This is a genomic window from Mesorhizobium sp. RCC_202 (genome assembly GCF_041355295.1).
In the GTDB taxonomy this organism is placed as follows: domain Bacteria; phylum Pseudomonadota; class Alphaproteobacteria; order Rhizobiales; family Rhizobiaceae; genus Mesorhizobium.
Map to the genome: position 1 here is coordinate 173,252 of NZ_JBFUPO010000008.1, position 23,564 is coordinate 196,815.

The 23,564-nt window shown below is 64.0% G+C and carries 25 protein-coding genes and 1 pseudogene; 8 read left to right on the plus strand and 18 right to left on the minus strand.

The features are described from left to right. The 6 genes from AB6802_RS19635 to AB6802_RS19660 all read right to left on the minus strand — a co-directional run bounded on the left by AB6802_RS19635 (position 1) and on the right by AB6802_RS19660 (position 5,067). Complete coding sequence (locus AB6802_RS19635; protein ID WP_371011826.1) at positions 1-582, minus strand: F0F1 ATP synthase subunit B; 582 nt, start codon at positions 580-582, stop codon at positions 1-3. A gap of 58 nt (positions 583-640) precedes the next feature. After that, the gene (locus tag AB6802_RS19640) at positions 641-868 is read right to left on the minus strand and encodes a F0F1 ATP synthase subunit C (RefSeq protein ID WP_095816382.1); all 228 of its coding nucleotides are present in this window, start codon (positions 866-868) and stop codon (positions 641-643) included. A gap of 78 nt (positions 869-946) precedes the next feature. Then, the gene (locus tag AB6802_RS19645) at positions 947-1,708 is read right to left on the minus strand and encodes a F0F1 ATP synthase subunit A (RefSeq protein WP_371011827.1); all 762 of its coding nucleotides are present in this window, start codon (positions 1,706-1,708) and stop codon (positions 947-949) included. A 65-nt stretch (positions 1,709-1,773) separates the two neighbouring features. Then, positions 1,774-2,166, minus strand: a complete 393-nt coding sequence (locus AB6802_RS19650) for an AtpZ/AtpI family protein (RefSeq protein WP_371011828.1) — start codon at positions 2,164-2,166, stop codon at positions 1,774-1,776. Positions 2,167-2,478: 312 nt separating this feature from the next. Continuing rightward, positions 2,479-3,663 carry a cell wall hydrolase gene (locus tag AB6802_RS19655; RefSeq protein ID WP_371011829.1) on the minus strand — a complete coding sequence of 395 codons (1,185 nt, stop codon included), beginning with the start codon at positions 3,661-3,663 and terminating at the stop codon, positions 2,479-2,481. A gap of 132 nt (positions 3,664-3,795) precedes the next feature. Then, the gene (locus tag AB6802_RS19660) at positions 3,796-5,067 is read right to left on the minus strand and encodes an MFS transporter (protein ID WP_371011830.1); all 1,272 of its coding nucleotides are present in this window, start codon (positions 5,065-5,067) and stop codon (positions 3,796-3,798) included. Between the two features lie 116 nt (positions 5,068-5,183). On the opposite strand from AB6802_RS19660, the gene AB6802_RS19665 reads away from it, so the two are divergent. Then, positions 5,184-6,104, plus strand: coding sequence for a LysR substrate-binding domain-containing protein (locus AB6802_RS19665; protein ID WP_371011831.1), 921 nt, complete (start codon positions 5,184-5,186; stop codon positions 6,102-6,104). A 93-nt stretch (positions 6,105-6,197) separates the two neighbouring features. On the opposite strand, the gene der is transcribed toward AB6802_RS19665, so the two are convergent. Both der and AB6802_RS19675 read right to left on the minus strand, forming a co-directional pair. Continuing rightward, complete coding sequence (gene der, locus AB6802_RS19670; RefSeq protein WP_371011832.1) at positions 6,198-7,628, minus strand: ribosome biogenesis GTPase Der; 1,431 nt, start codon at positions 7,626-7,628, stop codon at positions 6,198-6,200. Between the two features lie 67 nt (positions 7,629-7,695). Continuing rightward, positions 7,696-8,361: a tetratricopeptide repeat protein gene (locus AB6802_RS19675; RefSeq protein WP_371011833.1), complete on the minus strand. Its 666-nt coding sequence runs from the start codon at positions 8,359-8,361 to the stop codon at positions 7,696-7,698. Between the two features lie 227 nt (positions 8,362-8,588). On the opposite strand from AB6802_RS19675, the gene AB6802_RS19680 reads away from it, so the two are divergent. Then, positions 8,589-9,599: a polysaccharide deacetylase family protein gene (locus AB6802_RS19680; protein WP_371011834.1), complete on the plus strand. Its 1,011-nt coding sequence runs from the start codon at positions 8,589-8,591 to the stop codon at positions 9,597-9,599. An 18-nt stretch (positions 9,600-9,617) separates the two neighbouring features. On the opposite strand, the gene sbmA is transcribed toward AB6802_RS19680, so the two are convergent. From sbmA to AB6802_RS19695, 3 genes are all read right to left on the minus strand, one after another. Next, on the minus strand, positions 9,618-10,874 hold the full coding sequence (gene sbmA, locus AB6802_RS19685; protein WP_371011835.1) for a peptide antibiotic transporter SbmA: 1,257 nt from the start codon (positions 10,872-10,874) through the stop codon (positions 9,618-9,620). 122 nt (positions 10,875-10,996) lie between these two features. Then, entirely contained in the window at positions 10,997-12,142 is a 1,146-nt protein-coding gene (locus AB6802_RS19690; protein ID WP_371011836.1) for a YbfB/YjiJ family MFS transporter, read from the minus strand. Between the two features lie 224 nt (positions 12,143-12,366). Next, entirely contained in the window at positions 12,367-12,567 is a 201-nt protein-coding gene (locus AB6802_RS19695) for a hypothetical protein (protein ID WP_371011837.1), read from the minus strand. 99 nt (positions 12,568-12,666) lie between these two features. On the opposite strand from AB6802_RS19695, the gene AB6802_RS19700 reads away from it, so the two are divergent. The 3 genes from AB6802_RS19700 (at position 12,667) to AB6802_RS19710 (ending at position 15,342) form a co-directional block, all read left to right on the plus strand. Then, the gene (locus tag AB6802_RS19700) at positions 12,667-13,581 is read left to right on the plus strand and encodes a LysR substrate-binding domain-containing protein (protein ID WP_371011838.1); all 915 of its coding nucleotides are present in this window, start codon (positions 12,667-12,669) and stop codon (positions 13,579-13,581) included. Between the two features lie 129 nt (positions 13,582-13,710). Further along, positions 13,711-14,967, plus strand: coding sequence for an aminopeptidase (locus tag AB6802_RS19705; protein ID WP_371011839.1), 1,257 nt, complete (start codon positions 13,711-13,713; stop codon positions 14,965-14,967). Between the two features lie 24 nt (positions 14,968-14,991). Beyond that, the gene (locus AB6802_RS19710) at positions 14,992-15,342 is read left to right on the plus strand and encodes a DUF488 domain-containing protein (protein WP_371011840.1); all 351 of its coding nucleotides are present in this window, start codon (positions 14,992-14,994) and stop codon (positions 15,340-15,342) included. Positions 15,343-15,550: 208 nt separating this feature from the next. Here AB6802_RS19710 and AB6802_RS19715 read toward each other — a convergent pair whose 3' ends face one another. Further along, a complete protein-coding gene (locus tag AB6802_RS19715; RefSeq protein WP_371011841.1) occupies positions 15,551-15,904 on the minus strand; it encodes an ArsC family reductase in 354 nt (117 codons plus the stop codon). 172 nt (positions 15,905-16,076) lie between these two features. Here AB6802_RS19715 and AB6802_RS19720 point away from each other — a divergent pair, with 172 nt between their 5' ends. Together AB6802_RS19720 and AB6802_RS19725 are read left to right on the plus strand one after the other, a co-directional pair. After that, entirely contained in the window at positions 16,077-16,430 is a 354-nt protein-coding gene (locus AB6802_RS19720; protein ID WP_371011842.1) for an ArsR/SmtB family transcription factor, read from the plus strand. Next, positions 16,427-16,906 (plus strand): SRPBCC family protein, encoded by a 480-nt coding sequence (locus AB6802_RS19725; protein WP_371011843.1) that lies wholly within the window; start codon positions 16,427-16,429, stop codon positions 16,904-16,906. The genes AB6802_RS19720 and AB6802_RS19725 overlap by 4 nt, the downstream gene beginning before the upstream one ends. 55 nt (positions 16,907-16,961) lie before the next feature. Here the strand turns inward: AB6802_RS19725 and AB6802_RS19730 are convergent, their stop codons facing one another. The 6 genes and pseudogenes from AB6802_RS19730 to AB6802_RS19755 all read right to left on the minus strand — a co-directional run. Continuing rightward, complete coding sequence (locus AB6802_RS19730) at positions 16,962-17,315, minus strand: SnoaL-like domain-containing protein (RefSeq protein WP_371011844.1); 354 nt, start codon at positions 17,313-17,315, stop codon at positions 16,962-16,964. Positions 17,316-17,421: 106 nt separating this feature from the next. Beyond that, positions 17,422-18,033 (minus strand): 2'-5' RNA ligase family protein, encoded by a 612-nt coding sequence (locus AB6802_RS19735; RefSeq protein ID WP_371011845.1) that lies wholly within the window; start codon positions 18,031-18,033, stop codon positions 17,422-17,424. Between the two features lie 92 nt (positions 18,034-18,125). Next, a complete protein-coding gene (locus AB6802_RS19740) occupies positions 18,126-19,103 on the minus strand; it encodes a 2-dehydropantoate 2-reductase (RefSeq protein WP_371011846.1) in 978 nt (325 codons plus the stop codon). Beyond that, the gene (locus tag AB6802_RS19745; RefSeq protein WP_371011847.1) at positions 19,103-20,629 is read right to left on the minus strand and encodes an acyl--CoA ligase; all 1,527 of its coding nucleotides are present in this window, start codon (positions 20,627-20,629) and stop codon (positions 19,103-19,105) included. Before AB6802_RS19745 ends, AB6802_RS19740 begins: the two co-directional genes overlap by 1 nt. Before the next feature lie 48 nt (positions 20,630-20,677). After that, complete coding sequence (ggt, locus tag AB6802_RS19750; RefSeq protein WP_371011848.1) at positions 20,678-22,264, minus strand: gamma-glutamyltransferase; 1,587 nt, start codon at positions 22,262-22,264, stop codon at positions 20,678-20,680. A gap of 15 nt (positions 22,265-22,279) precedes the next feature. Continuing rightward, positions 22,280-22,585, minus strand: a pseudogene (locus AB6802_RS19755) (ABC transporter permease); the annotation flags it as partial. Positions 22,586-22,817: 232 nt separating this feature from the next. Between AB6802_RS19755 and AB6802_RS19760 the strand changes: the two are divergent. Beyond that, positions 22,818-23,519, plus strand: coding sequence for a GntR family transcriptional regulator (locus tag AB6802_RS19760; RefSeq protein ID WP_371011849.1), 702 nt, complete (start codon positions 22,818-22,820; stop codon positions 23,517-23,519). The last annotated feature ends 45 nt before the right edge of the window (positions 23,520-23,564 follow it).

Consider the following 23,564-nt stretch of genomic DNA (forward strand, 5'->3'; position numbering starts at 1 on the left):
TCACCGGCTCGCGGATTTGACGGCGGCCGCGATCTCGGCCTTGTCGGTCTTGCCGCCGACAAGCGCATCGACGATGGCCGACGTGGTGTCCTCAGCGATCGTGCCGACTTCCTTCATCGCCTTGGCCTTGATCGAGGCGATGCTTGCCTCGGCCGCGCCGAGCTTCTTGTCCAGCTCGGCCTCGACCTTCTTGCGCGCGGTCTCCGCCTCGGCCTTGGCGGCGTCGCTGGCCTGCTGGCCGATCTTGTTGGCGTTGGCCTTGGCTTCCGCCAATGCCTGCTCATAGGCGGCAACAGCGGCGTCAGCCTCGCCCTTCAGCCTTGCGGCATGGTCAAGATCCTGGGTGATGCGATCGTTGCGGACATCGATGATGCCGCCGAGACGCGGCATCACCACGCGCTTCAGGAACAGATAGAAGAGCCCGAAGGTGATGACCAGCCACAGGATCTGCGATGGGAAGGTCTTGGGATCGAACGGCGGGAACGCCTCATGCTCCGCAGCAGGCACCGCGGTGCCCGCATGCGTATCGCCCTCGGCCGCGGCCGGCGCTGTTTCTTGCGCAAAGGCAGATGTCACGAACATCTCATTCCCCTGTCCATACGGGGCCGCACCATGCGGCCCCTTTGTCGGCGCGCGCTTCTTACTTGGTGAAGACCAGCAGCAGCGCGATGAGGAGCGAGAAGATGCCCAGAGCTTCGGTAACGGCAAAGCCGAAGATCAGGCGGCCGAACTGGCCGTCAGCAGCCGACGGGTTGCGGAGCGCACCCGAGAGGTAGCTGCCGAAGATGTTGCCGAGGCCGATGCCCGCGCCGCCCATGCCGATGCAGGCGATGCCAGCGCCGATAGCAGCTGCTGCAGTTGCGTCCATTTCAAAACTCCTGTGTTGCTCTAGTCGTTGCAGTTGGTACGTTGGGTATGCTGGCGCCGGGGCGCCGGTCGAAATCGATCAGTGGCTCGGGTGCAGAGCGTCGTTCAGATACATGCAGGTCAGCACCGCGAACACATAGGCCTGCAGGAAGGCGACCAGCAGTTCCAGCGCCGTCAGCGCGACCGCCATGGCGAGCGGCAGGACCGAGCCGGCGATGCCGACGGCGCCGAGCGCGCTGAGGCTGACGACGAAGCCCGAAAACACCTTCAGCGTGATGTGGCCGGCAAGCATGTTGGCGAAAAGACGAACCGAGAGGCTGACGGGACGCGAGACGAAGGAAATGATCTCGATCGCCACCACCAGCGGCAGCAGATAGCCCGGCACGCCATGCGGCACGAACAGCTTGAGGAAGCCGAAGCCGTGCTTGGCGAAGCCGTAGACGACGACAGTGCCGATCACCAGCGCGGCCAGCGTGAAGGTGACGATGAGGTGGCTGGTGACAGTGAAGAAATAAGGGAACAGGCCGATCAGGTTGGCGACCAGCACGAACATGAACAGCGAAAACACCAGCGGGAAGAACTGCATGCCCTGCTTGCCAGCGGCGTCGCGCAGCATGTTGCCGACGAACTCGTAGGCCATTTCGGAAACCGACTGCAGGCGCCCCGGGATCAGTGCGCGGCTGGCGGTGCTCATGTAGAGGAAGGCGGACGCGAGGATGACCGTCGCGACCATGAACAGAGCAGAGTTGGTGAAGGAGATGTCGTAGCCGCCAATATGCAGCGGAATGATCGGATGGATCTGGAACTGGTGGATCGGGTCGACCTTGTCAGCAGCAGCCACTTTAAATCCCCGTCAAAGCCACAATCGGCTTCACTTCTCTAAACCCGCGCCAGAATGGCGCCACTTCATTGCTTCGGCTCGCGAGGCTTGCCGTCCTGTCCGAACTGCGCCACCTGCCCCGACGAACGCAGGACATTGAGCACGCCCGCGCCAAAACCCAACAACAAACCGACGATCAACCCAAATGGCGCTGTTCCCGCCAGCCGGTCGATGATCCAGCCTAAACCGACACCGACCACCACTCCGGCGATGAACTCGCTGGACAGCTTCAGTGCCTGACCGTAACCGGTCGCGGCGTTGGCTTCGCCTTTCCCCTCGGGCCGGTCCGGGCGCCTCGTCGCAAGCGATGCTTCGAGACTGTGCCGGCGGCGCTCAAGTTCGTCGTCGCGGATGGTGGCGTCTGGCTGCCTGCCGCGGCCGGTTTCTCCGGTCCCGTCTGGCCCGTTTTTGTCGGCCATCGCAACCCCCCTGCCCGGGCAGACGATTGCCGTCCGTCCGCTTCTAAAGTCGCCGGCAACATAGTTAGAGGGTCTGCGCCCGTCAAGCCACGGACCGAACTTCAAAGCGATGTATTTTCGGCAGTTAAATCAATGGCTTATCGAGGTGCGACATCGTGCCCTTCACGGCCGCGTGAGGCAACGGTGCGAATCCGCGCGCGAAGGCGCGCCGATCGGTGCGCGAGGCGAGCGATGCGGAGGGGCGTTTGAGGTGTCATTTAAGTGGTTCGGTTCGAACCACCCTGGCGGCTCAAGTGGAGCCGCTTAAACGGCTCAGCTCCAGCCGCCGCCATAGGTACGGTAGAAGATATGCAGGCCGATCCTGGTCATCTTGTGCATGGCGCGCGCCCAGCCCGGATGGACGTAGTTGGCGTAGTAATGCGTCGATGAGCCGACTTCGGGAATGAATATCTTGCCGGCCGTCACCGCCATGGCGACATCCTGCGCGGTCTTGTAGGAAGCCTGGTCGGTGATGGTCTTCTTCCTGCCGTCGCAGGCAAAGGAGAACTGGCAGCGGTTGAACCAGTCGTCGTTCTGGTAGACGACGCCGCAGATCGTCTTCGGATAAGCCGGGTTGCGGACGCGGTTGAGGATCACCTGGGCGACCGCGGCCTGGCCGCGAACCGGCTCGCTGCGCGCCTCGAAATAGATGCCCTTGGCGAGGCAGGCCTGTTCGGGTTTGGAAAAGACGCTCGCCGGCAGCGGGTTCTGCAGCCAGGCATGGTCGCCCTTGCCCATCGGCGGGATGAAGCGGCCATTGTTGGGCTCCTCGTCCTGCAGCAGGGCTTCGAAGGGCGATGCCTTGGCATAGTCTGGCGCGGCCTGGGCATAGGCGGTGGCGAGGATGTCCGGCTTGTCGTTGTTGACCAGCGCGACAAGTGCCGCCGGCAAATCGGGATCCGGCTTCTTATCCTCGCGCAGATGGAAGGCCTGGGCGATCTGGACTTCCTTGCCCTTGATGCCGGGCTTGGCGAAGGTGAGCTTGAGGTCGCTGTCCGTGCTTGGCCGGATCAGCGAGGAGGAGCGCTCGAAGATCGAGCCGGCGCTGAAATTTTTCGGCGGCGTGACCGGCGATATCTGGACGATGCGTCCCTTCTTGTCGGCGCGCACGACGCGGTCCTCGTCAGGCGTTACGCCGACGGCGCTGCCCTTGCCGCGGAAGGCGACGGTGCCGACGCCCGGCAAGTTCATGCCTGAGCCGGAGATCGAGCCGGTGGTGGTGGAATCGACGAAGGGCATCTCCGCCGCATGCACCGAGCCGGCGGCCGATTTCTCGATATAGGCGTTCCAGCGGGCGTTGGGTGTTTCCAGCCCGGACACCAGGCTCGCCATGTCCTGATAGGCGACCACCGACGGAAAGCCGACCCAGATGCCGAGCCCCAGAACCAACTGTGGAAGGAAGGAACGTCTTTTCGCAGCGGCGGCGGCGATAAGCCGCTTTTGAACGCGTCGATGCACGGAACTCTCCAGAACGCTACTGACCCCGGAGAGTGAAAGTGAAGCATTAACCTTGATGGCGGGTTAACGGCATCGATCATCTTGTCTTCATACTGATGGCAAGCCGGCTTCATGCTTCTTTGTTTTGAAGATTCAGGATTGGCGCAGGAAGATCGGCCAAGCGATCGCCGCGCAGGCTGCGGCGGCCAGCCACACGCCTTGCCACGCAAAGAGCACCAAAAGCCACGGAATGGCGATCGGCACGAGGCAGAAGCCGATGAAGACGAAGCTGTTGGCGAGGCTGAGCGCGGTGCCGACATGGCCGGCGCCGGCCAGAGTGGCAAGTTCGGTATAGGCAACGCCATGCCAGGCCGAGACTGAGATGCCGGCGACGACGACCATGAACGGCAGCGCCATCATCAGTGCCGGTTGCCTGCCGGCCGCCAGCACCAGCAGCCACAGCATCGCAAAGGCCAAGGCGCTGAGCGCGCTGCAGAGCTTCAGGAAGGACCGGCGGTTGCCGCGGCGGTCGGTGAAGCGGCCGCTCCAGACGCGCATCGTCATGGCGCCGGCCTGCACGACGGCAAGCGTGGCGCTGGTCACCCATGTGCCCATGCCGGCGAAGTCGTGCAGGAAGACCGACGCGAAGGTCAGCACCGCGACCTGCGGGAAGCAGAGCAGGCCTATGGCGATCGAGATGCGCCAGACCTCGATGTTGCGAAGCGGCGCCGGGCCGCTTGTGGTCGCAGCGGCGGCACCGCTGTCCTCGGCCGGCGGCTCGTGCAGCCAGCGCCAGGCAAAGAAGGCAGCGATGGCGGAGACGGCCGCCAGCAGGCCGAAGACGGCGGCAAAGCCGAAACTCAAGGCAAGCGAGGGCAGGACCATCGCGCCAAGTCCGCCGCCGAGCGGCACCGCCGTCTGCCTGATGCTCATGGCAAAACCGCGCTCGCCTTCATGGAACCAGCCCATGATGGCGCGGCCGCTGGAACCGTTGACGCTGCCACCGAGCAGACCGACGACGAGCAGGCTTGCCGAAAGCAGCGCGACTTCTGGAACGGTGAGCGTTGTCGGCACAACGAGGATCGCCATGATGAGCAGCCAGGCCGCGGTCGCGCCGAGCCCGGTCAGGAGCACGCGGCGGTCGCCCCAGCGATCGGTGAGCACGCCCCATGGCAGTTCGCTGAGCGCAACGCCAAGGCCAAGAAGGCCAAGCGCCAGGCCAAGCTGGGCGTTGTCGAGATGATAGCCCTGGCGCATGGCCACGGCGGTAGCCGGAATGCCGGAGAAGGTGGCGGAGAAGCCGGCATTGGCGGCGACGCCGATGCCCAGCACCTTCCAGCGGTGATTTGGCCCGAAGGTGCGGCCAGCCGCGATGGTGGCCCTCGCGGTCGGCTGGCAGTCGTTTCGTGCAATGATGGCAGACATGATTTCATTCCCGTGACGGCCGTTTGAGCGGGTTGACGGACGGGATGTAGCGCCATAACTTCATCCATAAAATCAGGAAGTTTTTGACTGACAATCCTGAAAAACAGGACGATATTATGCACCGCGTCACATTCGAGCTCGATGTGCTGAGAACCTTCGTCGCCGGCATGGAGCTGGGCAGCTTTGCCAAAGCGGCTGAGCGGCTTGGACGCTCGACCTCGGCGGTCAGCGCCCAGCTGAAGAAATTGGAAGAGCAGGCCGCGACGCCGATCTTCCGCAAGGCGGGGCGCGGCCTGGCGCTCACCGAGGCCGGCGAGGCTATGCTCGGCTATGCGCGGCGGTTGATCGAGCTCAACGACGAGGCCGCCTCGGCCATCCGCGGCATCGAGCTGGAAGGCTGGGTTCGGCTTGGCCTGCAGGAGGATTTCGGCGAAGCCGTGCTGCCCGACGTGCTCGGCCGCTTTGCGCGCGCCCATCCAAAGGTGCGTATCGAGGCGCGGATCGGGCGCAGCCATGATCTTGCCGAGCGTATCCTGTCGGGCAGCCTGGACATCGCGCTCGCCTGGCACGATGGCATGACCCTGCCCTACAGCCGGCATGTAGCCGATGTGCAGGCGCGCTGGATCGGCCCGGCCAAGCCGATTGCTGTCGGAGCAAATGCCGGCGAGCCGTTGCCGCTGGTGGTGTTCGAAGCGCCCTGCCTGCTGCGCACCGTGGCGACGGAAACGCTCGACCGTGCGGGAATGCCCTGGCGTATGGCCTTTTCCAGCCCGAGCCTCGGCGGCATCTGGGCGGCGGTGGCCGCCGGCCTCGGCCTGACCATCCGCACCGATATCGGCCTGCCCGCCAATGTCAGGGCGATCGCGCCCGAGGCGGTCGGGTTGCCGGCGTTGCCGATGATGGCGCTGCACCTGCACCAGAAGGACGCCGAGCCCGATCCGGTGGCGGCCCGGTTGGCGGAGATTTTATTGCAGGCGGCGCTGGAGACGCTGCCGGAGGGAGCGGTGATAAAGGAGAGGCTGCGGGAGGTGGCTTAGGCCCTACGCGGGTCGTCATCACGGGCGAAGCGACGCGAAGCGGAGCGCAGACCCGTGGATGACGACTTGGTGGGGCGTTGGCGCCCCAACCCGTCAGCGCTTCTTCGCCCTGCCTGCAAAAGGGTTGTCCGAGGTGCGCAGCGCGATGCGGATCGGCACGCCCGGCATGTCGAAGGCCTCGCGCAGGCTGTTCGACAGGTAGCGCACATAGGATTGCGGCATCGCGTCCGGCCGCGAGCACTGGACGACAAAACCCGGCGGCCGGGTCTTGGCCTGCGTGACGTATTTGACCTTCAGCCGGCGGCCGGCAACGGCGGGCGGCGGATGATGCGCGAGGATGCTTTCCAGCCAGCGGTTGAGCTTGCCGGTCGACACACGGCTGTTCCAAACCTTGTGCGTCTTGATGACGGCGTCCATCAGCTTGTCGAGGCCGCGCCCGGTCTCGGCCGAGACGGTGACGGCCTGGATGCCGCGCACCTGCGGCAAGAGCCGCCCGGTCTTTTCGCGCAGCTCGGCAAGCAATTCCTGCGGGTTGTCAATCAAATCCCATTTGTTGAACGCGATCACCGGCGCCCTGCCCTCACGGATGATCAGATCGGCGATCTGCAGATCCTGCTTCTCGAAGGGTATGGTGGCATCGAGCACGATGATGACGATCTCGGCGAAGCGGATGGCGCGCAGGCCGTCCTGCACCGACATCACTTCCAGCTTCTCGTGGATTCTCGCCTTGCGGCGCATGCCGGCGGTATCGAACAGCTTGACCCGGCGACCGCGCCAGTCCCAGTCGACGGAAATCGAATCGCGGGTGATGCCGGCTTCCGGGCCAGTCAGCAGCCGCTCCTCACCGATCAGCGCATTGATCAGCGTCGACTTACCGGCATTGGGACGGCCGACGACGGCGATGCGCATCGGCTTGGTATCGTCATAAGTTGCTTCGGCATCGGGATCGGTGATGTCCTCGCCGATCAGCACTTCGCTGGCGGCGGCCTCCTCCTCGGCCTCGCCCTCTTCTTCGTCGAAAGCGCGCTTCTCGCCAAGGGCTTCGATCACGGCGTCGCGCAGATCGGGCATGCCCTGGCCGTGCTCGGCCGAGACCGGGATCGGCTCGCCCAAGCCCAGTTCCCAGGCCTCCAGCATGCCGCCCTGGGCGCCCTTGGCCTCAGCCTTGTTGGCGACCAGCACCACCGGCTTGCCGGACTTGCGCACGATCTCGGCAAAGGTGCGGTCGTCGGGCAACAGACCGGACTTGGCGTCGATGGTGAAGAAGATCAGATCCGCTTCGCGGATAGCGATCTCGGTCTGCTGTCGCATGCGGCCGGGCAGCGTCGAGGCCGCGGCATCCTCGAAGCCGGCGGTGTCGATGACGTCGAAATGCAGGTCGTAGAGTTTTGCGGCATGGACGCGGCGGTCGCGCGTCACGCCCGGCGTGTCGTCGACAAGCGCCAGCTTCTTTCCAACCAGCCGATTGAAAAGAGTCGATTTGCCGACGTTAGGCCGGCCGATGATGGCGACTTTGAACGACATCGGGTCTACCGTTTATCTTGCATGTCGTTTGTCCCAAAACCGCTGCGCACTTTTGGGCGACATGCAATCACGACGCGTTGCCCGACCCGCGGATCAGTTCGGACATGAGCTGCGCCCGCTGGCGCACATTGCGCGGGGCGCCGTCATCCGAAGAGATCTGGTCGAACAGTTTGAGAGCATCCGCCGACTTGCCATCCTTCCAGGCGGCAAGGCCAAGCGCCTCGCGCGCCGAATGGCGCAGCGGATTGGTGTCGGCGGTGAGCGCCTCGACGCGGCTGGAGACATCGGCGAAGGAACCGTGGTCGACGAGCAGCAGCGCCGCCCTCAGCCGCGCGATGTCACGGATGCCGGCGGGAATGGCGTTGTCGGCCGCAACCTCGTCGAAATCCTTGACCGCACCGTCGACATCGCCCTTGTTGGCCTTGACCGTCGCGGCGCGCATGCGGGCAAGCAGCGGATAGGCGCCGTAGCCGTCCTTTTCCAATTGGTCGAGCGCGGCGATCGCCTCGTCGCTCTTGCCGTCATTGGCGAGCTTGAGCGCGGCCGAGAATGCGTCGCCCGAGCGGTTGGCGCGGGTCTCGTCCCAATAGCGGTAGCCAACGACGGCGGCGGTGCCGAGCACGACCAGGATCGCCAGACCGAGCAGGGCCGGGCCGAAACGGTCCCACAGCTTGTGCGCCTGCTCGCGACGAATCTCATCGTTGACTTCGCGAATAAAACTATCGTCCGACATCAATCAAAAACCATTGCTGCCCCGGGTGAGGCGCTTCTTGAGCCCGCGTTTTAGCGAATATTTGTCCGCATGGAAGGGGGCGGGCCGGAAAATCGGCGGGACAACTCAATGCGACCTCGGGGGGACCTCCGGGGGGAACCTCCGGGCTTGCCGCACCGCATCGGCGCCACATTTGGGCGATAGCCGGCTTCCGACCGGCTGGAAAGGGTCCTGCCAGAAGGGTGCCGATGCTTCGTTCGTACCGTGTCCTTGCGTTCAGTCTCGCCTCGTTTGCCGCCGCCGGCGTGGCCTTCGCCGATCCGCCCAAAGCGCCGGCGGTTGCGCCCCCCAAGCCCAAGCAGATCGTGCTGATTTCCTTCGACGCGGCGCGCGAGATCTCGCAATGGCAGCGCAGCCGGGCGCTGGCAAAGCGCACCGGCGCGCATTTCACCTATTTCCTGTCCTGCGTCTTCCTGCTTTCGCCAGACACGCGCCAGCAGTACTCCGGGCCCGGCAAGACCGCCGGCAAATCCAATGTCGGTTTCGCCGCCTCCAAGCAGGACGTGGCCGACCGGCTGGAACAGGTCCGGCTGGCGGCCGCCGAAGGCCACGACATCGGCAGCCATGCCTGCGGCCATTTCGACGGCAAGGCCTGGAGCAAGGCGGACTGGCTGGCCGAATTCGCTTCTGTGCGGCGCATCTTCGAAAACGCCTATGCCATCAACGGCATCCCGGAACCGGCCGGCTGGCACGATTTCGCTCACCATGCGCTGGTCGGCTTCCGCGCGCCTTATCTCTCGACCAACAAGGCGCTCTACGAGGCGCTGCCGCAGGCCGGCTTCCAGTACGACGCCAGCGGCGTCTCCAAAGGCCCAGCCCTGCCGCCGACCGTGAAAGGCACAATGCGCTTCGCCCTGCCGCTTGTTCCGGAAGGCCCGAAGGCCAAGTCAGTGGTCGCCATGGATTACAATCTCTATGTCCGCCATTCCGGAGGCACCGAGAAGCCAGCCATGGCGGCCGAGTTCACCGAGCGCGCCTACGAGGCGTTTCGCGCCGCTTTCGATGCGCAGTATAGCGGCAAGCGGCTGCCGCTCGAGCTCGGCTTCCATTTCACGCTGATGAATGACGGCGCCTACTGGACCGCGCTGGAACGCTTCGCCGGCGAAGTCTGCGTGAAAGCCGACGTCGAATGCATCAGTTTTCGCGATTATGCGGCGCGGCGTCGTGCCGACACGACGAAGGAGACGGTGGGCGGCTGAGCCGCCCACTGTCCATTTTCAGACGGAATCCCCGGCTTGCCGGGCAAGAAAACGCTGATCGAGATCCGGCAGCGGCTCGCCATAGAGCGTCGCCTCGAAGGCGCGCAGGCGTTTGTAGATCGAAATCAATTCCACGATCGTTGGCCAGGCGTTGACGAGATATTGAAATGAATCGGAAACCTGGCCGAAGGCGGTGCTGATCTGCTGCCAGATACCCAGGGTGATCTTGCCCGCTGCAATGGTCGGAATGAGGATGACGCTGGAGAAGATCGCGTCCGCCTGGCCGAAGCCGGCCCGGAAGACGTTGAAATAAGCATAGTGGAAATAATAGCGGAAATAGGTGCGCCGCACATTCTGGAAGAGCTCGGCCAAGGTTGGCGGCGTGGCCCGGTTCGGATCGTCCTCGCCGTAGACCAGTTCCTTGCGATAGGCAGCCTCCACTCGCTGGTTGCGGAATTCCATGCCGGGCAACTTTAGACCCGCAACGGCCAGCAGAAGCGTGCCGAATAGTGACCATAGCAGCGCGGCGATCACCAGCGAATGCGGAATTGAGCCGACCAGCGGCAGTGCGGTGATGTGGCTCGAAAGCGCATCGAGCACTGGCAGGAAGGCGATCAGCGTCAGTATCGAGTCGGCAAAGGCGACACCCAATTGCTCCATGGTGGTGGAGAAGCGCATCGTATCTTCCTGGACACGCTGCGAGGCACCTTCAATGTGGCGCAGCCTAGACCAATTCGCGGCATAAAATTCGTTCATCGCCGTGCGCCAACGGAAGATGTAGTGGCTAACGACGAAACGTGTCACGACAAACAGCGAGATGAACATAAAGCCTATCAGAGCGTAAATCCCAAACAGGCTGTAAAGCTCGGCCGCGGTCACCGAACCTGGTGTGGTTATTGCCTTTTGGAAGAGGTCGAAGAACGGCCCGCGCCATGTGTTCAGAGCGACATTGAGCTGCACATTCGTGTAGGTCGAAAAGAGGATGAAGGCGGACACCAGGATCGACCAGTTCTGCCAGGGATGGGGTGCGTAGAAGCGCCAGAACAGGTAGAAAATGGCCAGCATCACGCTGAAATAAATGTAAAACCAAAGGAAAGGCGGCGACCAGAATATTGGAATGCCAAGGATGGGTGGTGCGCCGTCGGCTGCCGGCGGCAAGCCAAAATGCGCACCCAGTTCTTGGCCGCCGAAGAACCAGAACAGGACCCCAGCAAGGCTCCAGAGGGCGGCCGAGGTGAAAAACAGCTTCGGCTGCGGGAAAAAAGATACGAACACTGTGGCGGGTTTCCTCGGTCTGACCGCGATTCAGCGGCGTTGCTGTTCGGCGGGCATAAGCTCACACATTAGAGGGAAAGAAAATGCCCTGCCCGACGCCCGGCATCGAGCAAGGCCGCAAATCATGGCGATTTTGGCGCAGCCGACCAGGCGATGAAACCGGAGGCCAACAGAGCGGCCGCGGCCATGACCGAGGCGAGCGTATAATTGCCCGAGGCCTGGGCGAGCAGGCCGGCGGCGATCGGGCCGACGATCTGGCCAAGGCCGAAGGCCGCCGTCATCACCGCGAAGATGCGGCGCGGCGCCCGCGGCGCCAGTTGCCGTCCCGCCTGCAGGCCGAGCGCGGTGATGGCGATGAAGGTGCCGCCGAGCAGGACGCCGGCTATCAGCGGCCCGGCGGCGCCTTTGACGACGACGCTCGCCGAGACGCCGGCAACCTCGATCAGGCAGCTCACGGCGTAGGCGGCATAGAGCCCGATCCGGCCGGCGACCTTCTGCCAGAGCCAGGTGGAAGGAAAGCCGGCCAGGCCGGCGACCATCCAGACCCGGCTGCCGCCGCCCTGACGAACGATGGCGATGAGAAATGTGGCGGTCACCACATAGCCGAAGCCGAACAGGCCGTAGGCGACGATCATCTTCACCAGGGAGTTGTTTCGTGGCAGCGCCGGCTCGTGCCCGGCGACGCCGTTGGCCGTGGTGGCCGAGCCGGCAAGCAGCGCGACAACCAGCAGCCCCGCCAGCGAAATGACGCCCGACCACAGCCAGCCGGCCGACCAGCCGGCATGCTCGGTGACGAGGAAGGCGAGCAGCGCCGACGAGCCGGCGATGCCGAGACCGACGCCGCCGAAATGCAGCGCCTGCAGGTCGCCGCGCCCGGCGGCGGCGAGATGGCTGAAGACGATCGACGACATGAACACCATGACGAAGGCGCTGGCGAGACCGGCGAAGAAACGGATGACGAGAAAGGCGGCCATCGTCTCGTTGAGTCCCATCAGGCCCGCCAGCAGGGCGCTGGCGGCAAGGCTCGAAAACATCAGCAGGCGTTCGCGGCCATGCGCCCAGCCGCCGGCCGCGGCCAAGGCACCGACGAGGTAACCGAGATAGTTGGCCGACGCGATCCAGCCGGCATCGGCCGGGGTCAGATGCAATTCCTCCATCATGCCGGGCAGGATCGGCGTGTAGACGAAGCGTCCGATGCCCATGGCGACGGCAAGCGCTGCCATGCCGGCAAAGGCAAGACGCAAGGGCGATGGCGAGGCGGCGTTCATTGCAGCGCACAATAGGGGCGGCGGTTGGGGAGACAATGCGCTTATGTTGGGCCAGTCGAGGCGTAGCGGGTGCCATTCGACGGCCCCTCACCCAGCCTCCGCTTCGCTCGGCTGACCTCTCCCCGGCGGGGAGAGGAGACAACCAGCGCCGGCGCCAGTCTCTTCTCCCCGCCGGGGAGAAGGTGGCCGCGAAGCGGCCGGATGAGGGGCAGCGCCGAACGGGCCTAGCGGCCAGCAGCGCCTATCGTCTCGTAGGCGGTACGGCGCGCCGTCAGCCGGAACGGCATGTCGCCGAGCTCGCGCTCGGACATCGTATCGAGCACCGGATGCGACAGCGGATCGACGACCCAGCGGACGATATCGTTGTCGCGAGGCTGCCTCATACCGGCGCCGGAAAGCCCCTTGAACAACGATAAAATCTTCATCGGACGTGCCTCCAAGGCCTGCTCCTTCTGTCGCTAAAATCCGCCTTTCCTCGCGCGGTTTCAATTGAGATTTCGGCCCGGCCAGTTTAGAAAAACTGAATGGCCCTGTTGAACCGCGTCCATCTCAATGGCTTGCGCGCCGTCGAAACCGTTGCCCGGCTGGGATCGCTGGCGGCAGCGGCGGCCGAGCTCAATGTCTCGGTCAGCGCCGTCAGCCAGCAGGTCAAGCGCACCGAAAGCCAGCTCGGCCAGGCGCTGTTCGAACGCACGCCGGGCGGGCTGGTGCCGACGGAGTTCGGCGTGGCTTTCACCGCGCGGCTGAGCGACGGTTTTCGCGAGCTTGCGCAAGCGGTGGCGCTGGCCGACGAGGCGAGCCAATGCACGCTGGTGGTTTCGGTGGCGCCGGCTTTCGCCTCGAAATGGCTGCTGCCGCGGCTGTCGCGGCATTTTTCCCGCCACCCTAACGTGCTCCTGCGCATCGACGCTTCGGTCAGGATCGCCGATCTCGACCATTCCGACATCGACATCGCGATCAGGCTGGGCGATGGCAGATGGCCCGGCGGCCGGGCTGAGCTGCTGCTGGCGCAGGAAGTCTTCCCGGTCTGCGCACCGTCGATCGCGGCCAAGCTGCATTCGATCGAGGACCTGGCGCAGACCTGCGCCATCACCGACGAGCGGGCGATGATCAACTGGGACAGCTGGTTCAAGGCAGCTGGCGTCGCGCCGGTCACCTTTCAGAAAGGCGCTCGCTTCACCGACCCGATGCTTTGCCTGGAATCGGCGATCGCCGGCCATGGCGTGATGCTGGCCTGGCAATTGCTGACCGCCGACGCGCTGGCCGACGGCAGGCTGATTGCGCCTTTCGGCGTGCGGGCGCAAAGCGGGCTGGGCTACTGGCTGGTGACATCGGCGGCAAAAAACGAAAGCCGCAAAGTGCGCGACTTCAAGGTCTGGATCCGCGAGGAGATCGAAACGACGATGGCGCAATTCCAGACGCTGGACAGCGCCGCCTGAGCTCATCCGCGATCTGCCGAGCACCTTTCACGCCCCCCTTTGAAAACAGGCCCAGTCGTTCGCGGTGGAAAGGCCAACGGCACCGGTCTATGTATGGACCCAGACCCCAACATAACGGCAGGCAGGATCATGACCACACATTCACGCGGCGTCTCGGCAACCATCGACCCGGTGAAGCTCGACCGGCTGGCTGAAGTCGCCATCAAGGTCGGGCTGCAGTTGCAGCCCGGACAGGATCTGGTGCTGACCTCGTCGATCGCCGCACTGCCGTTGACGCGGCGCATTGTCGAGCATGCCTATAAGGCCGGCGCCGGGCTGGTGACGCCGATCTTCAACGATGACGAGATCACGCTGGCGCGCTTCCGCTATGGCGCGGACGCCGGCTTCGACCACGCCGCCGGCTGGCTCTATGAAGGCATGGCGAAAGCTTTTTCCAACAATGCGGCGCGGCTTGCGGTGCGCGGCGAGGACCCGTCGCTCCTGTCGGCGCAGGATCCGGCCAGGGTGGCGCGCGCCAACAAGGCGAACTCGATGGCCTACCAGCCGGCGCTGGAGAAGATCACCGGCTTCGACATCAACTGGAACATCGTCGCCTATCCCGATCTCGCCTGGGCTCGCCAAGTGTTTCCAGGCGAGCCCGACGATGTCGCCGTGGTGAAGCTGGCCGACGCCATCTTTTCGGCCTCGCGCGTCGACGTCGAGGATCCGATCGGCAACTGGAAAGCCCATAATGCAGCTCTTGCCGAGCGCACCAAATGGCTGAATGCGCATAATTTCGACGCGCTCCATTTCACCGGGCCGGGCACCGACCTGACCGTCGGCCTGGCCGAGGGTCATGAATGGATGGGCGGCGCCTCGACGGCCAAGAACGGCATCACCTGCAACCCCAATATCCCGACCGAGGAGGTGTTCACCACGCCGCATGCAAGGCGCGTCGAAGGCCATGTGTCGTCGACCAAGCCGCTGTCCTACCAGGGGACGCTGATCGACGAGATCTCGGTGCGTTTCGAAGGCGGCCGCATCGTCGAGGCCAAGGCTTCGAAGGGCGAGGACGTCTTGAAGAAAGTGCTCGACACCGACGAGGGTTCGCGGCGCCTGGGCGAAGTGGCATTGGTGCCGCATTCCTCGCCGATCTCGGCCAGCGGGCTGTTGTTCTTCAACACGCTGTTCGACGAGAACGCCGCCTGCCACATCGCGCTCGGACAGTGCTATTCGAAATGCTTCGTCAATGGCGCTTCGCTCAGCCCCGACGAGATCGCTCAGCGCGGCGGCAACAAGAGCTTTATCCACATCGACTGGATGATCGGCTCGGACAAGATCGACATCGACGGCGTCGCCAAGGACGGCAGCCGCGTGCCGGTGATGCGCAAGGGCGAGTGGGCGTAGGAAACTTTCTCGCCAAGAGGTGCCATGGCCTTCGACATAGCGGTGAAGCGTATCTACGAAGCGCCGGACAAGGCGGATGGCCAGCGCGTGCTGGTCGACCGCATCTGGCCGCGCGGCGTCCGCAAGGAGGATGCCGCGCTGACGCTATGGCTGAAGGAGATCGCGCCGAGCGATGAGCTGCGCAAATGGTTCGGGCACGAGCCCGAGCGGTGGGTGGAGTTTCAGAAGCGGTATCGGGCCGAGCTCGAGCGGAACGAAGAGGCGGTGGCGCAACTGCGCAATGTACTTCGCGCGGGCAAGGTGACGCTGCTCTACGGCGCGCATGACGAAGCGCATAACAATGCTGTGGCGCTGGCGGAATACCTACGGGCGTAAACGTTGAGATGCTGGCGGGACAGCGCCCCCCTCTGTCCTGCCGGACATCTCCCCCACTTGGGGGGAGATTGGCAGCTTTGGCGCTCCGCTCAATCTTGCGACGTTGATGATTGGCGAAAACCGGCGCGAGGGCTAATCTCCCCCCTCGTGGGGGAGATGTCCGGCAGGACAGAGGGGGCGCGACAGAACGCGGCTTAAGATGTCGATCCTACTTCCCGCCAACGGCCTCCTCGTAAACCTCCGCCTTGAACCCCACGAAAACCCGGTCCCCCACCTCCAGCACCGGCCGCTTGATCATCGTCGGCTTGGCCAGCATCAGCTTCTTGGCCTTCTTTTCATCGAGCCCGGCCTTGTCGTTGTCCGGCAACTCACGAAAGGTGGTGCTGCCCTTGTTGAGCAGCTTTTCCCAGCCAACCTTGGCCACCCAGCCGTCCAGCTTTTCCGCCTCGATCCCCTCAGCGCGATAATCATGGAAACGATAGGCAACGTCGTGGCTTTCCAGCCAGACGCGCGCCTTCTTGATCGTGTCGCAGGTGGTGATGCCGTACATGGTGGTCGTCAAGGCGGGCCTCGGTCGGATGGGTTACGAATCTGAGCGAATCCTAAGGCCACCGGAACGGCTTTGCCAGCGCTTGACCGTGCATCGCTTTGGCACTTGCCATCACTAAGGTTTTTCCCTAAGTAATCATGCGAGACCGTCGCCGAGCAAGGCACTGGCCCGGAAAGAAACAACCATGAGCCTGCAGACCATCAGCCAAAGACTGCCACCGATCGACGGCATTTTTCGCGCGCTGGCCGATCCGACGCGCCGGCGCGTCGTCGAGCGGCTGAACAGAAGCCCCGCCTCGGTCAGCGAACTGGCCGAGCCTTTCGGGATGGCCCTGCCCTCCTTTGTCGAGCACCTCAAGGTGCTGGAAGGCTGCGGGCTGGTGCAGTCTGAAAAAGCCGGGCGGGTGAGAACCTACCGGCTCTCACCTAAACCGCTGAAACTTGCGGAAAACTGGCTCGCCGAACAGCGCGCGCTGTGGGAACGCCGCCTCGATCAGTTCGACGCCTATGTGATGAGCCTCAAGGAGACTGAAAAGTGAGCTACCCCTTCAAGCCCAATCCGAAGCTGGACCTGACGCTGGAGCGCTTCCTCGATGCGCCGCGCGAGCTGTTGTGGCGCGCCTGGACGACTCCCGAGCATGTCAAGCAATGGTTCACGCCCAAGCCCTGGGTTATCACCGACTGCGAGATCGATCTCAGGCCCGGCGGCCTGTTTCGCACCCGCATGCAATCGCCCGACGGCAAGGAGGTCAGCGACCGCCATTGCTGCTATCTGGAGATCGTGCCCAACGAGCGTCTGGTGTGGACCGACGCGCTGCTGCCCGGATACCGGCCGTCCGGCGAAGCCTTCATCACCGCAATCATTGCACTGACACCCGAAGGCCAAGGAACGCGCTACACCGCCACCGCCATCCACCGCGACGAGGCGACGCGCAACAACCACGAAGAGATGGGATTCTTCGACGGCTGGGGCACCGTGGCCGACCAGCTTGCGGATTATGTGAAGACGATTTGAGACGTGAGCTACGCGACGGTCGAGGCGTGTGACCCGGCCGTCGCGTGAAATGGTCCTAGTAGTAGAAACGTTCTTCGCTGATCTTGCCGTTCTTGACGGTGTAGAGACCGACCTCATCCATCGCGACGCGCTCGCCGGTGGATTTGGGCGTTATGTCGAAGTTGAAGCGCAGCGCGAACTGATCACCATTGACATAAGGGCCGTCAATCGAGCCGCCATGAACCTCATGGTTCGCCTCCCACCACTCGCCTTTCTGCTTGACGGCTTCCTTGCCGTTGCAGACGGCCATCGGCCCTTCCATCGCCTCATAGCTGACGATGTCGTCGGCATTGTACTTCGCGGCAGCGCCGTGGCTGTCGCCCTGCTTGAGGAGCTCCGTGAAATCCTTGGCAATTTCGGCAGTGGTCATGATTTCCTCCTGTTTAGACGGACTGCAAATAGGGGAGCGATCGCTCGCTTGCCACCGGGCCGCCATTCCAAGGTGACAATTGGTGTCAGCAGAATGGCTCGGACGGCTACGTCGTGGCGATCAGGGACCAGCGGTCCAGATCGCGGTATATAGTGCGACGGCGCAGGCTGTGAATAAGACGGAACTCCCTGGCCACAAAACTGATTGGATCGATTGTCTGCCTGGGGACGAATTTCTCGTCATAGGCAAAGGTCATATGCGGAGCAAAATGATCCGCCGATCTGAGACCATTCGCATTCATCGCTGTTCCAATAAGCCGGCTGAGTTCACGCACTGGACCGTCGTCGGCTAGAAGCGCGAAGGGACGCGAAGGCGGCCGGCCTCTTGCTGCCGGATGCCCCGGGAAACTCACGGCCTGGCGGAACGTGACCTCGAACGCCGGCATTTCGATCAAGCGGCCGGACCGCCTGGCCGCGAATTCGAATTTCGGCCGAAGCCTTTTGTAGTCTCCGACATGTTGCAAGCTGACGTGAAGCCGACCCTCCAGCGGCGGCGATCCTGTTATCCCATTGAGATCGCAGAGGTGTCTCTGCAATGACAAAAACGCGGCATGATCCCTGGGCTCCAAAAACAACGCGAAGAACACGCGATCGGGCAGCTTGGGCTGCCAGGGAGGGATGGGTATGCCAAAATCAAACTCTTGTTGATGCCGATACATCTGTACTCGTTCGGCCCCGGTGAAACGCTCCTGTTAAGCTTCCTTAACTAGAACAAAACAGGAACACATCGAAGAGTCAAGCGCCGGCTAGCTCAATAGCAGCCGCGCTCGATGGCCAGACGCCGCACCAGCGCCAGCACGCTGTCGATGGTCGGTGTTGGCTGACCGGTCAGGCGGCCGAGTTCCTGCACGGCGGTGACCAGCGCATCGATCTCCATCGGGCGGCCGCGTTCGAGGTCCTGCAGCATCGAAGTCTTGTGCTCGCCGACATCGCCGGCGCCCTTGATGCGGCGGTCGACCGCGACCGGGAAGCGCACGCCAAGATGCTCGCCGATCGCCTGCGCTTCCAGCATCATAGCGCGGGCAAGGGCGCGCGTGCCTTCGTCGGCAACGATGGCGGCAAGCGTGCTGCCGGTCAGCGCCGAGATCGGGTTGAAGGACAGGTTGCCCCAGAGCTTTATCCAGATCTCCGAGCGGATGTCCTCGCGAACCGGCGCCTGCAGTCCAGCCTTGACCAGCTCGCGGGCCAGTGCCGCGACCCGTTCGCTCTTTTCGCCGGAAGGCTCGCCCAGCGAAAAGCGCGTGCCCTCGACATGACGGATCAGGCCCGGCGCGTCGACCTCGACCGCCGGATAGACGACCGAGCCGATGACGCGCTCCGGCCTGAGGCGCTTCCAGATCGTGCCAGCGGGATCAACAGCGGCAAGGCGCGTGCCTTCAAGCGCGCCGCCCGCCTTGTAGAAATACCACCACGGCACGCCATTCTGCATGGTGACGACCGCCGTGTCGGGGCCAAGCAGTGGCGCGATCTGCTCGAGCGCCGGCGCCAGCGAATGCGCCTTCAGCGCCAGCACGACATAATCCTGCACGCCGAACTCCTCCGCGCGCGCGGCAGCTCGAACGGGGGCGATCGTTTCCTTGCCGCCCTCGATCAGCCTGAAGCCATCAGCCTTGATCGCCTCGAGATGGGCGCCACGCGCCACCACCGACAGATCGACCCGACCGGCGAGCGCCAGCTTTGCCGCGAGATAACCGCCGATCGCGCCGGCGCCGAAAACAGCAACGCGCATCAGCCGAGCCCAAGCTTGGCGGCAAGGCCGATGCGCTGCAATTTGCCAGTCGCGCCTTTCGGAATCTCGTCGAGGATCAGCACCTTGCGCGGCACCTTGAAATCGGCAAGACGCGTCGCGGCAAAAACGCGGATGTCGGCCTCGCTGGCGCTCTCGCCCTCGCGCAGCACGACGGCGGCCGCAACTTCTTCGCCGAGCTTGTCATGCGGCATGGCGAAGGTGACGACCTGCGCCACCGCCGGATGGTCCATCAGCACCTCGTCGACCTCCAGCGGCGAGATTTTTTCGCCGCCGCGATTGATGATCTCTTTTAGCCGGCCGGTGACGCGCAGATAGCCGTCCTCGTCGAGCACGCCCTGGTCGCCGGTGTGGAACCAGCCATGCGCGAAGGCGCTCGCATTGGCGTCCGGGTTCTTCTCATAGCCGGCGGTGACATTCGGGCCGCGAATGACGATCTCGCCGGTCTCGCCGGCGCTGAGCAGCTTTCCGTCCGGCGCCATCACGGCCACTTCCGGCCCGGCGCTGGCGCCGACGCTGCCCGGCTTGCGCTGTCCGGGCGGCAGGCGGTTCGACGCCATCTGATGCGCGGCCTCGGTCATGCCGTAGGATTCGATCACCGGGCAGCCGAAGGTCGCCTCCAATTCGCCCATCACCTGCGCCGGCAGCGATGCCGAGGACGAGCGGATGAAGCGCAGCTTTGCTCCGGCCAGTTGTTCTGAATTACGCGCGGCGCGCGGCAGGATCGCCTGATGCATGGTCGGCACCGCCGTGTACCAGCTCGGCCTGGCGTCGCTCAGCCACTGGAAGAAGCGCAGCGCGTTGAAGCCAGGTGTGCAGAAGACACTGCCGCCGGCGCCGAGCGACGACAGCACCGCCGCGATCAGCCCGTGGATGTGGAACAGCGGCATGATGTTGAGGCAGCGGTCGTCCGGCCCCAGGCCGAGCGTGCCGCCGATGTGCGCGGCCGAAGCGGCAAGATTGGCATGGCTGAGCGGCACCAGCTTCGGGCGCGACGTGGTGCCGGATGTGTGCAAAAGCAGCGCGATGTCGCCATCCTTTGCCGATCCGGAGGTGACTGACGGTCCGACCGGATCGCCCTCGATCGCGAAGACACCCGCGGGCGCGTTTTCCGGCACGACCAGCCGCAGCACGCGGATGCCGAGTTTTGCGGCAATTTCGACCGCCGGCCCTGTCTCGTCCTTGCCGACAAGGATCGCCTTGACGCCGATGTCGCTCAGATAGAAATCCAGTTCGTCGGCGCGATAGGCCGGGTTGAGCGGCGCGGTCGAGGCGCCTGCAGCCACAGAGATAAAGGCGGTCGCCATCTCCGGCCCGTTGGGCAGCACGATGGCGACGCGATCACCACGCCCGATGCCGAGCGCATTGAGCCGCGCGACGGTCTCGTGGATCAGTTGGCGCAGCCCGCCATGCGAAAGGGCTGCCCGGTCAGGCGCCAGGATCGCCGGCGCGTCTTCGCCGCCGGATGCAAGGCGATGGATGAGATCGATGTTTTCTGTCGCGGTCATGATTTTCCGACTATGTTTCGAGCGATTGGCCGATGTCCAGCAAATGGCTTAATATCCGAGCGCCAGCCCGTCCTTGCGCGGATCGGACGCACCCGTCAGCGTCCCCTTCTCCCAATCGATCAGCACCGCCTGGCCACCGCCCAGCGGATGATCCGGTTCCACGACATGATGGCCTCGGCGGCGAAGCCCCTCGGTGGCATCTGGGCGAACGCCACGCTCGGCCTCGACGACATCGTGATTGTAGAAGACGCGCGCAGCATCGATCGCCTGCTGCGGGTCCATGCCGAAGTCGATCATGTTGGTCAAAAGATGGACATGGCCGAAGGGCTGGTAGCCACCGCCCATGACGCCGAACGGCATCATTGCGCGGCCATCCTTGGTCATCATGCCCGGCATGATGGTGTGCATCGGCCGCTTGCCCGGCGCAATGGCGTTCGGATGTTTGGCGTCGAGCCGGAAGCTCGAACCACGGTTCTGCAGGATGACGCCGGTCTTCGGGCCGACGACACCGCTGCCGAAGGAATAATAGGTCGAGTTGATGAAGCTCACCGTATTCAAGTCGCGGTCGACGACGGTGAGGTAGACCGTGTCGCTGCCCGGCAGATCGAGACGCGGCAGATGCGTCATGGCGCGCTCGGGATCGATCGCGGCGCGCAGCCTGTCGGCATAGGTGCCGGAGAGCAACGCCTTCACCGGAACGTCGACATGGTCCTGGTCGCCGAAGAAGGCGTCACGATCCTGGTAGGCAAGCCGTCCCGCCTCGATCTCCAGATGCAGGCGCTCGGCGCCGTTCGGGTCCAGCGCGCCGAGATCAAACCCAGACAGGACATTGAGCATCAGCAACGCGGTCAGGCCCTGGTTGTTGGGCGGCATCTGCTGGATGTCGTGGCCACGGTAAGAGGTGCTCACCGGGGTCCTGTAGTCGCCCTTCGTCGCGGCGAAATCGTCGAGAGTGTGCAGCCCGCCGAGCTGCCGCAGCCGGCCGACAAGGTCTTCCGCGACCGCTCCCTCGTAGAAGCCGGCGCGGCCTTTCCTGGCGATGATGCGCAGCGTCTCGGCAAGCTCCGGCTGACGGTGCACGTCGCCGGCCTTCAGCGGCTTGCCGTCGGACAGGAAAATCCGCGCGGCGACCTCGTCGGCCGACAAATCGGTCTCCGGATCGCGCCAGTCGAAGGCGACGCGGTCATGCACGACATAGCCGTTTTCGGCATAGTGAATGGCTGGCGCCAAAGCATCCGCCAAGCCCTTGCGGCCATGGTCCTCCAGGAGCCGGCACCAGGCGTCGATGGCGCCGGGAATGGTGACTGCGTGCGGGCCTTGTTTCGGCAGCTCGCTGAAACGCTTGTCCTGATACCAATCGACGGTTGCCGCCTGGGGCGCGCGGCCCGAGCCGTTAAAGGCGATCACATTGCCATCGCCCTTCGGGCAATAGAGCACGAAACAGTCACCGCCGATGCCTGTCGATTGCGGTTCGACCACGGCCTGCACGGCCGCGGCGCAGACGGCTGCGTCCATCGCATTGCCGCCGAAGCGCAGCATCTCGATGGCGGCTAAAGTTGCGAGCGGATGCGAGGTGGCGGCCATCGCCTGGGTGGCGCGGACCGGCGAGCGGCCGGGAAACTGGAAGTCACGCATGCTTTATCCCTGAATTCAACGTCCGCGGCCGAAAAGCTGGGCGGCGGACAACAAGACGATCGATAGCACGATCAGGCAAGTCGAAATGGGCGCAATCGTCGGATCGACCTGGTCGCGCAGCGCATTGAACATGCGGCGCGTCAGCGTCGTGGTCTCGCCGCCGGAGATGAAAAGCGAGACCACCACCTCGTCGAAAGAGGTGATGAAGGCAAACAGCGCGGCCGAGACGATCGAGGATCTTATTTGCGGCACCGTCACCTGGAAGAAGGCCGACAGGCGGTTGGCGCCGAGGCTGCGCGCCACCTTTTCCTGGTTCATGTCATTTCCGCTTCTCCAGCCGACGTTCCCGCTATCGTTGATTTGGTATGCGAATTTGTATACAATTTTGAGTGTAATTCTCTGGAAGCCGATGTCAACATCGGCTATCGCGTTTTTTGGCGGTGAAGAAACAGAGCTGTTCGGCACGGCTGCTCCTCGCGAACAGCCCTGTTTCAAGCAGGAACCAAAAGGCACTAGACTGCTAGCCCATGACAGACGGTGAGAGGCGGGACGCTTGAGCAAGGAGAGGAAGGACACGCTGCGCGATTCGGTATTCGGGTCGCTCAAGGCGTTGATCATCACAGGGCAGCTTCCGCCCGGCGCACGTGTGACGGAGAGCGAAATCGCCGAACGGCTGAAGGTCAGCCGCACGCCGGTGCGCGAGGCCTTCAACCGGCTCGAGCGCGACGGCCTGGTGATCGGCCGGCCGCGCCAGGGCTATGTCGTCGCCGAGTTCAACCTCACCATGTTCCGCGAGGCCTTCGACATCCGCGAATTGCTCGACGGCCGCGCCACCGAGCTGGCGGCGGCCAATGCCACCGCCTCCGATAAAGCGCGGCTGCGCGACATGCTGGCCGAATGCGAGCGGCTGGCGGCGATCCCGGTGCGCAGCACAAGGGAAAAATTCGAGGAGCTGCAAGTCGGCATCGACCTGCACCGGGTGATCGCCGAGATTGGCGGCAACGAGATGCTCTGCGGCATGCTCGGCGGCATCCTCGACAAGTGCCAGCAATATGTCTGGACGGAGCTCTTATGGCTCGACGAATGGCAACTCACCCGCGAGGAACACACCGGGATCGTCGATGCGATATGCGACGGCGATGTCATCTTGGCCGGCGAGCGCGCCCGCGCGCATGTGCGCGGCTCGCGCGAGAACATCCTGCGCTTGCTGCAGGCCAAATCCGATTATCAGGGATTTTTCGCCAAGGCGTCGTGAGTGAGGCGTTTGCCCGGGGCGGCCGGCCCTGACGAGATTGAACTG

Excerpts from the sequence above, each read along its gene's own strand:
- AB6802_RS19635 (WP_371011826.1), bottom strand. The coding sequence starts at position 582 with ATGTTCGTGACATCTGCCTTTGCGCAAGAAACAGCGCCGGCCGCGGCC.
- AB6802_RS19640 (WP_095816382.1), bottom strand. The coding sequence starts at position 868 with ATGGACGCAACTGCAGCAGCTGCTATCGGCGCTGGCATCGCCTGCATC.
- AB6802_RS19650 (WP_371011828.1), bottom strand. The coding sequence starts at position 2,166 with ATGGCCGACAAAAACGGGCCAGACGGGACCGGAGAAACCGGCCGCGGC.
- AB6802_RS19660 (WP_371011830.1), bottom strand. The coding sequence starts at position 5,067 with ATGTCTGCCATCATTGCACGAAACGACTGCCAGCCGACCGCGAGGGCC.
- AB6802_RS19665 (WP_371011831.1), top strand. The coding sequence starts at position 5,184 with ATGCACCGCGTCACATTCGAGCTCGATGTGCTGAGAACCTTCGTCGCC.
- der (WP_371011832.1), bottom strand. The coding sequence starts at position 7,628 with ATGTCGTTCAAAGTCGCCATCATCGGCCGGCCTAACGTCGGCAAATCG.
- AB6802_RS19675 (WP_371011833.1), bottom strand. The coding sequence starts at position 8,361 with ATGTCGGACGATAGTTTTATTCGCGAAGTCAACGATGAGATTCGTCGC.
- AB6802_RS19680 (WP_371011834.1), top strand. The coding sequence starts at position 8,589 with ATGCTTCGTTCGTACCGTGTCCTTGCGTTCAGTCTCGCCTCGTTTGCC.
- AB6802_RS19690 (WP_371011836.1), bottom strand. The coding sequence starts at position 12,142 with ATGAACGCCGCCTCGCCATCGCCCTTGCGTCTTGCCTTTGCCGGCATG.
- AB6802_RS19695 (WP_371011837.1), bottom strand. The coding sequence starts at position 12,567 with ATGAAGATTTTATCGTTGTTCAAGGGGCTTTCCGGCGCCGGTATGAGG.
- AB6802_RS19700 (WP_371011838.1), top strand. The coding sequence starts at position 12,667 with ATGGCCCTGTTGAACCGCGTCCATCTCAATGGCTTGCGCGCCGTCGAA.
- AB6802_RS19705 (WP_371011839.1), top strand. The coding sequence starts at position 13,711 with ATGACCACACATTCACGCGGCGTCTCGGCAACCATCGACCCGGTGAAG.
- AB6802_RS19710 (WP_371011840.1), top strand. The coding sequence starts at position 14,992 with ATGGCCTTCGACATAGCGGTGAAGCGTATCTACGAAGCGCCGGACAAG.
- AB6802_RS19720 (WP_371011842.1), top strand. The coding sequence starts at position 16,077 with ATGAGCCTGCAGACCATCAGCCAAAGACTGCCACCGATCGACGGCATT.
- AB6802_RS19730 (WP_371011844.1), bottom strand. The coding sequence starts at position 17,315 with ATGACCACTGCCGAAATTGCCAAGGATTTCACGGAGCTCCTCAAGCAG.
- AB6802_RS19735 (WP_371011845.1), bottom strand. The coding sequence starts at position 18,033 with ATGTATCGGCATCAACAAGAGTTTGATTTTGGCATACCCATCCCTCCC.
- AB6802_RS19740 (WP_371011846.1), bottom strand. The coding sequence starts at position 19,103 with ATGCGCGTTGCTGTTTTCGGCGCCGGCGCGATCGGCGGTTATCTCGCG.
- AB6802_RS19745 (WP_371011847.1), bottom strand. The coding sequence starts at position 20,629 with ATGACCGCGACAGAAAACATCGATCTCATCCATCGCCTTGCATCCGGC.
- ggt (WP_371011848.1), bottom strand. The coding sequence starts at position 22,264 with ATGCGTGACTTCCAGTTTCCCGGCCGCTCGCCGGTCCGCGCCACCCAG.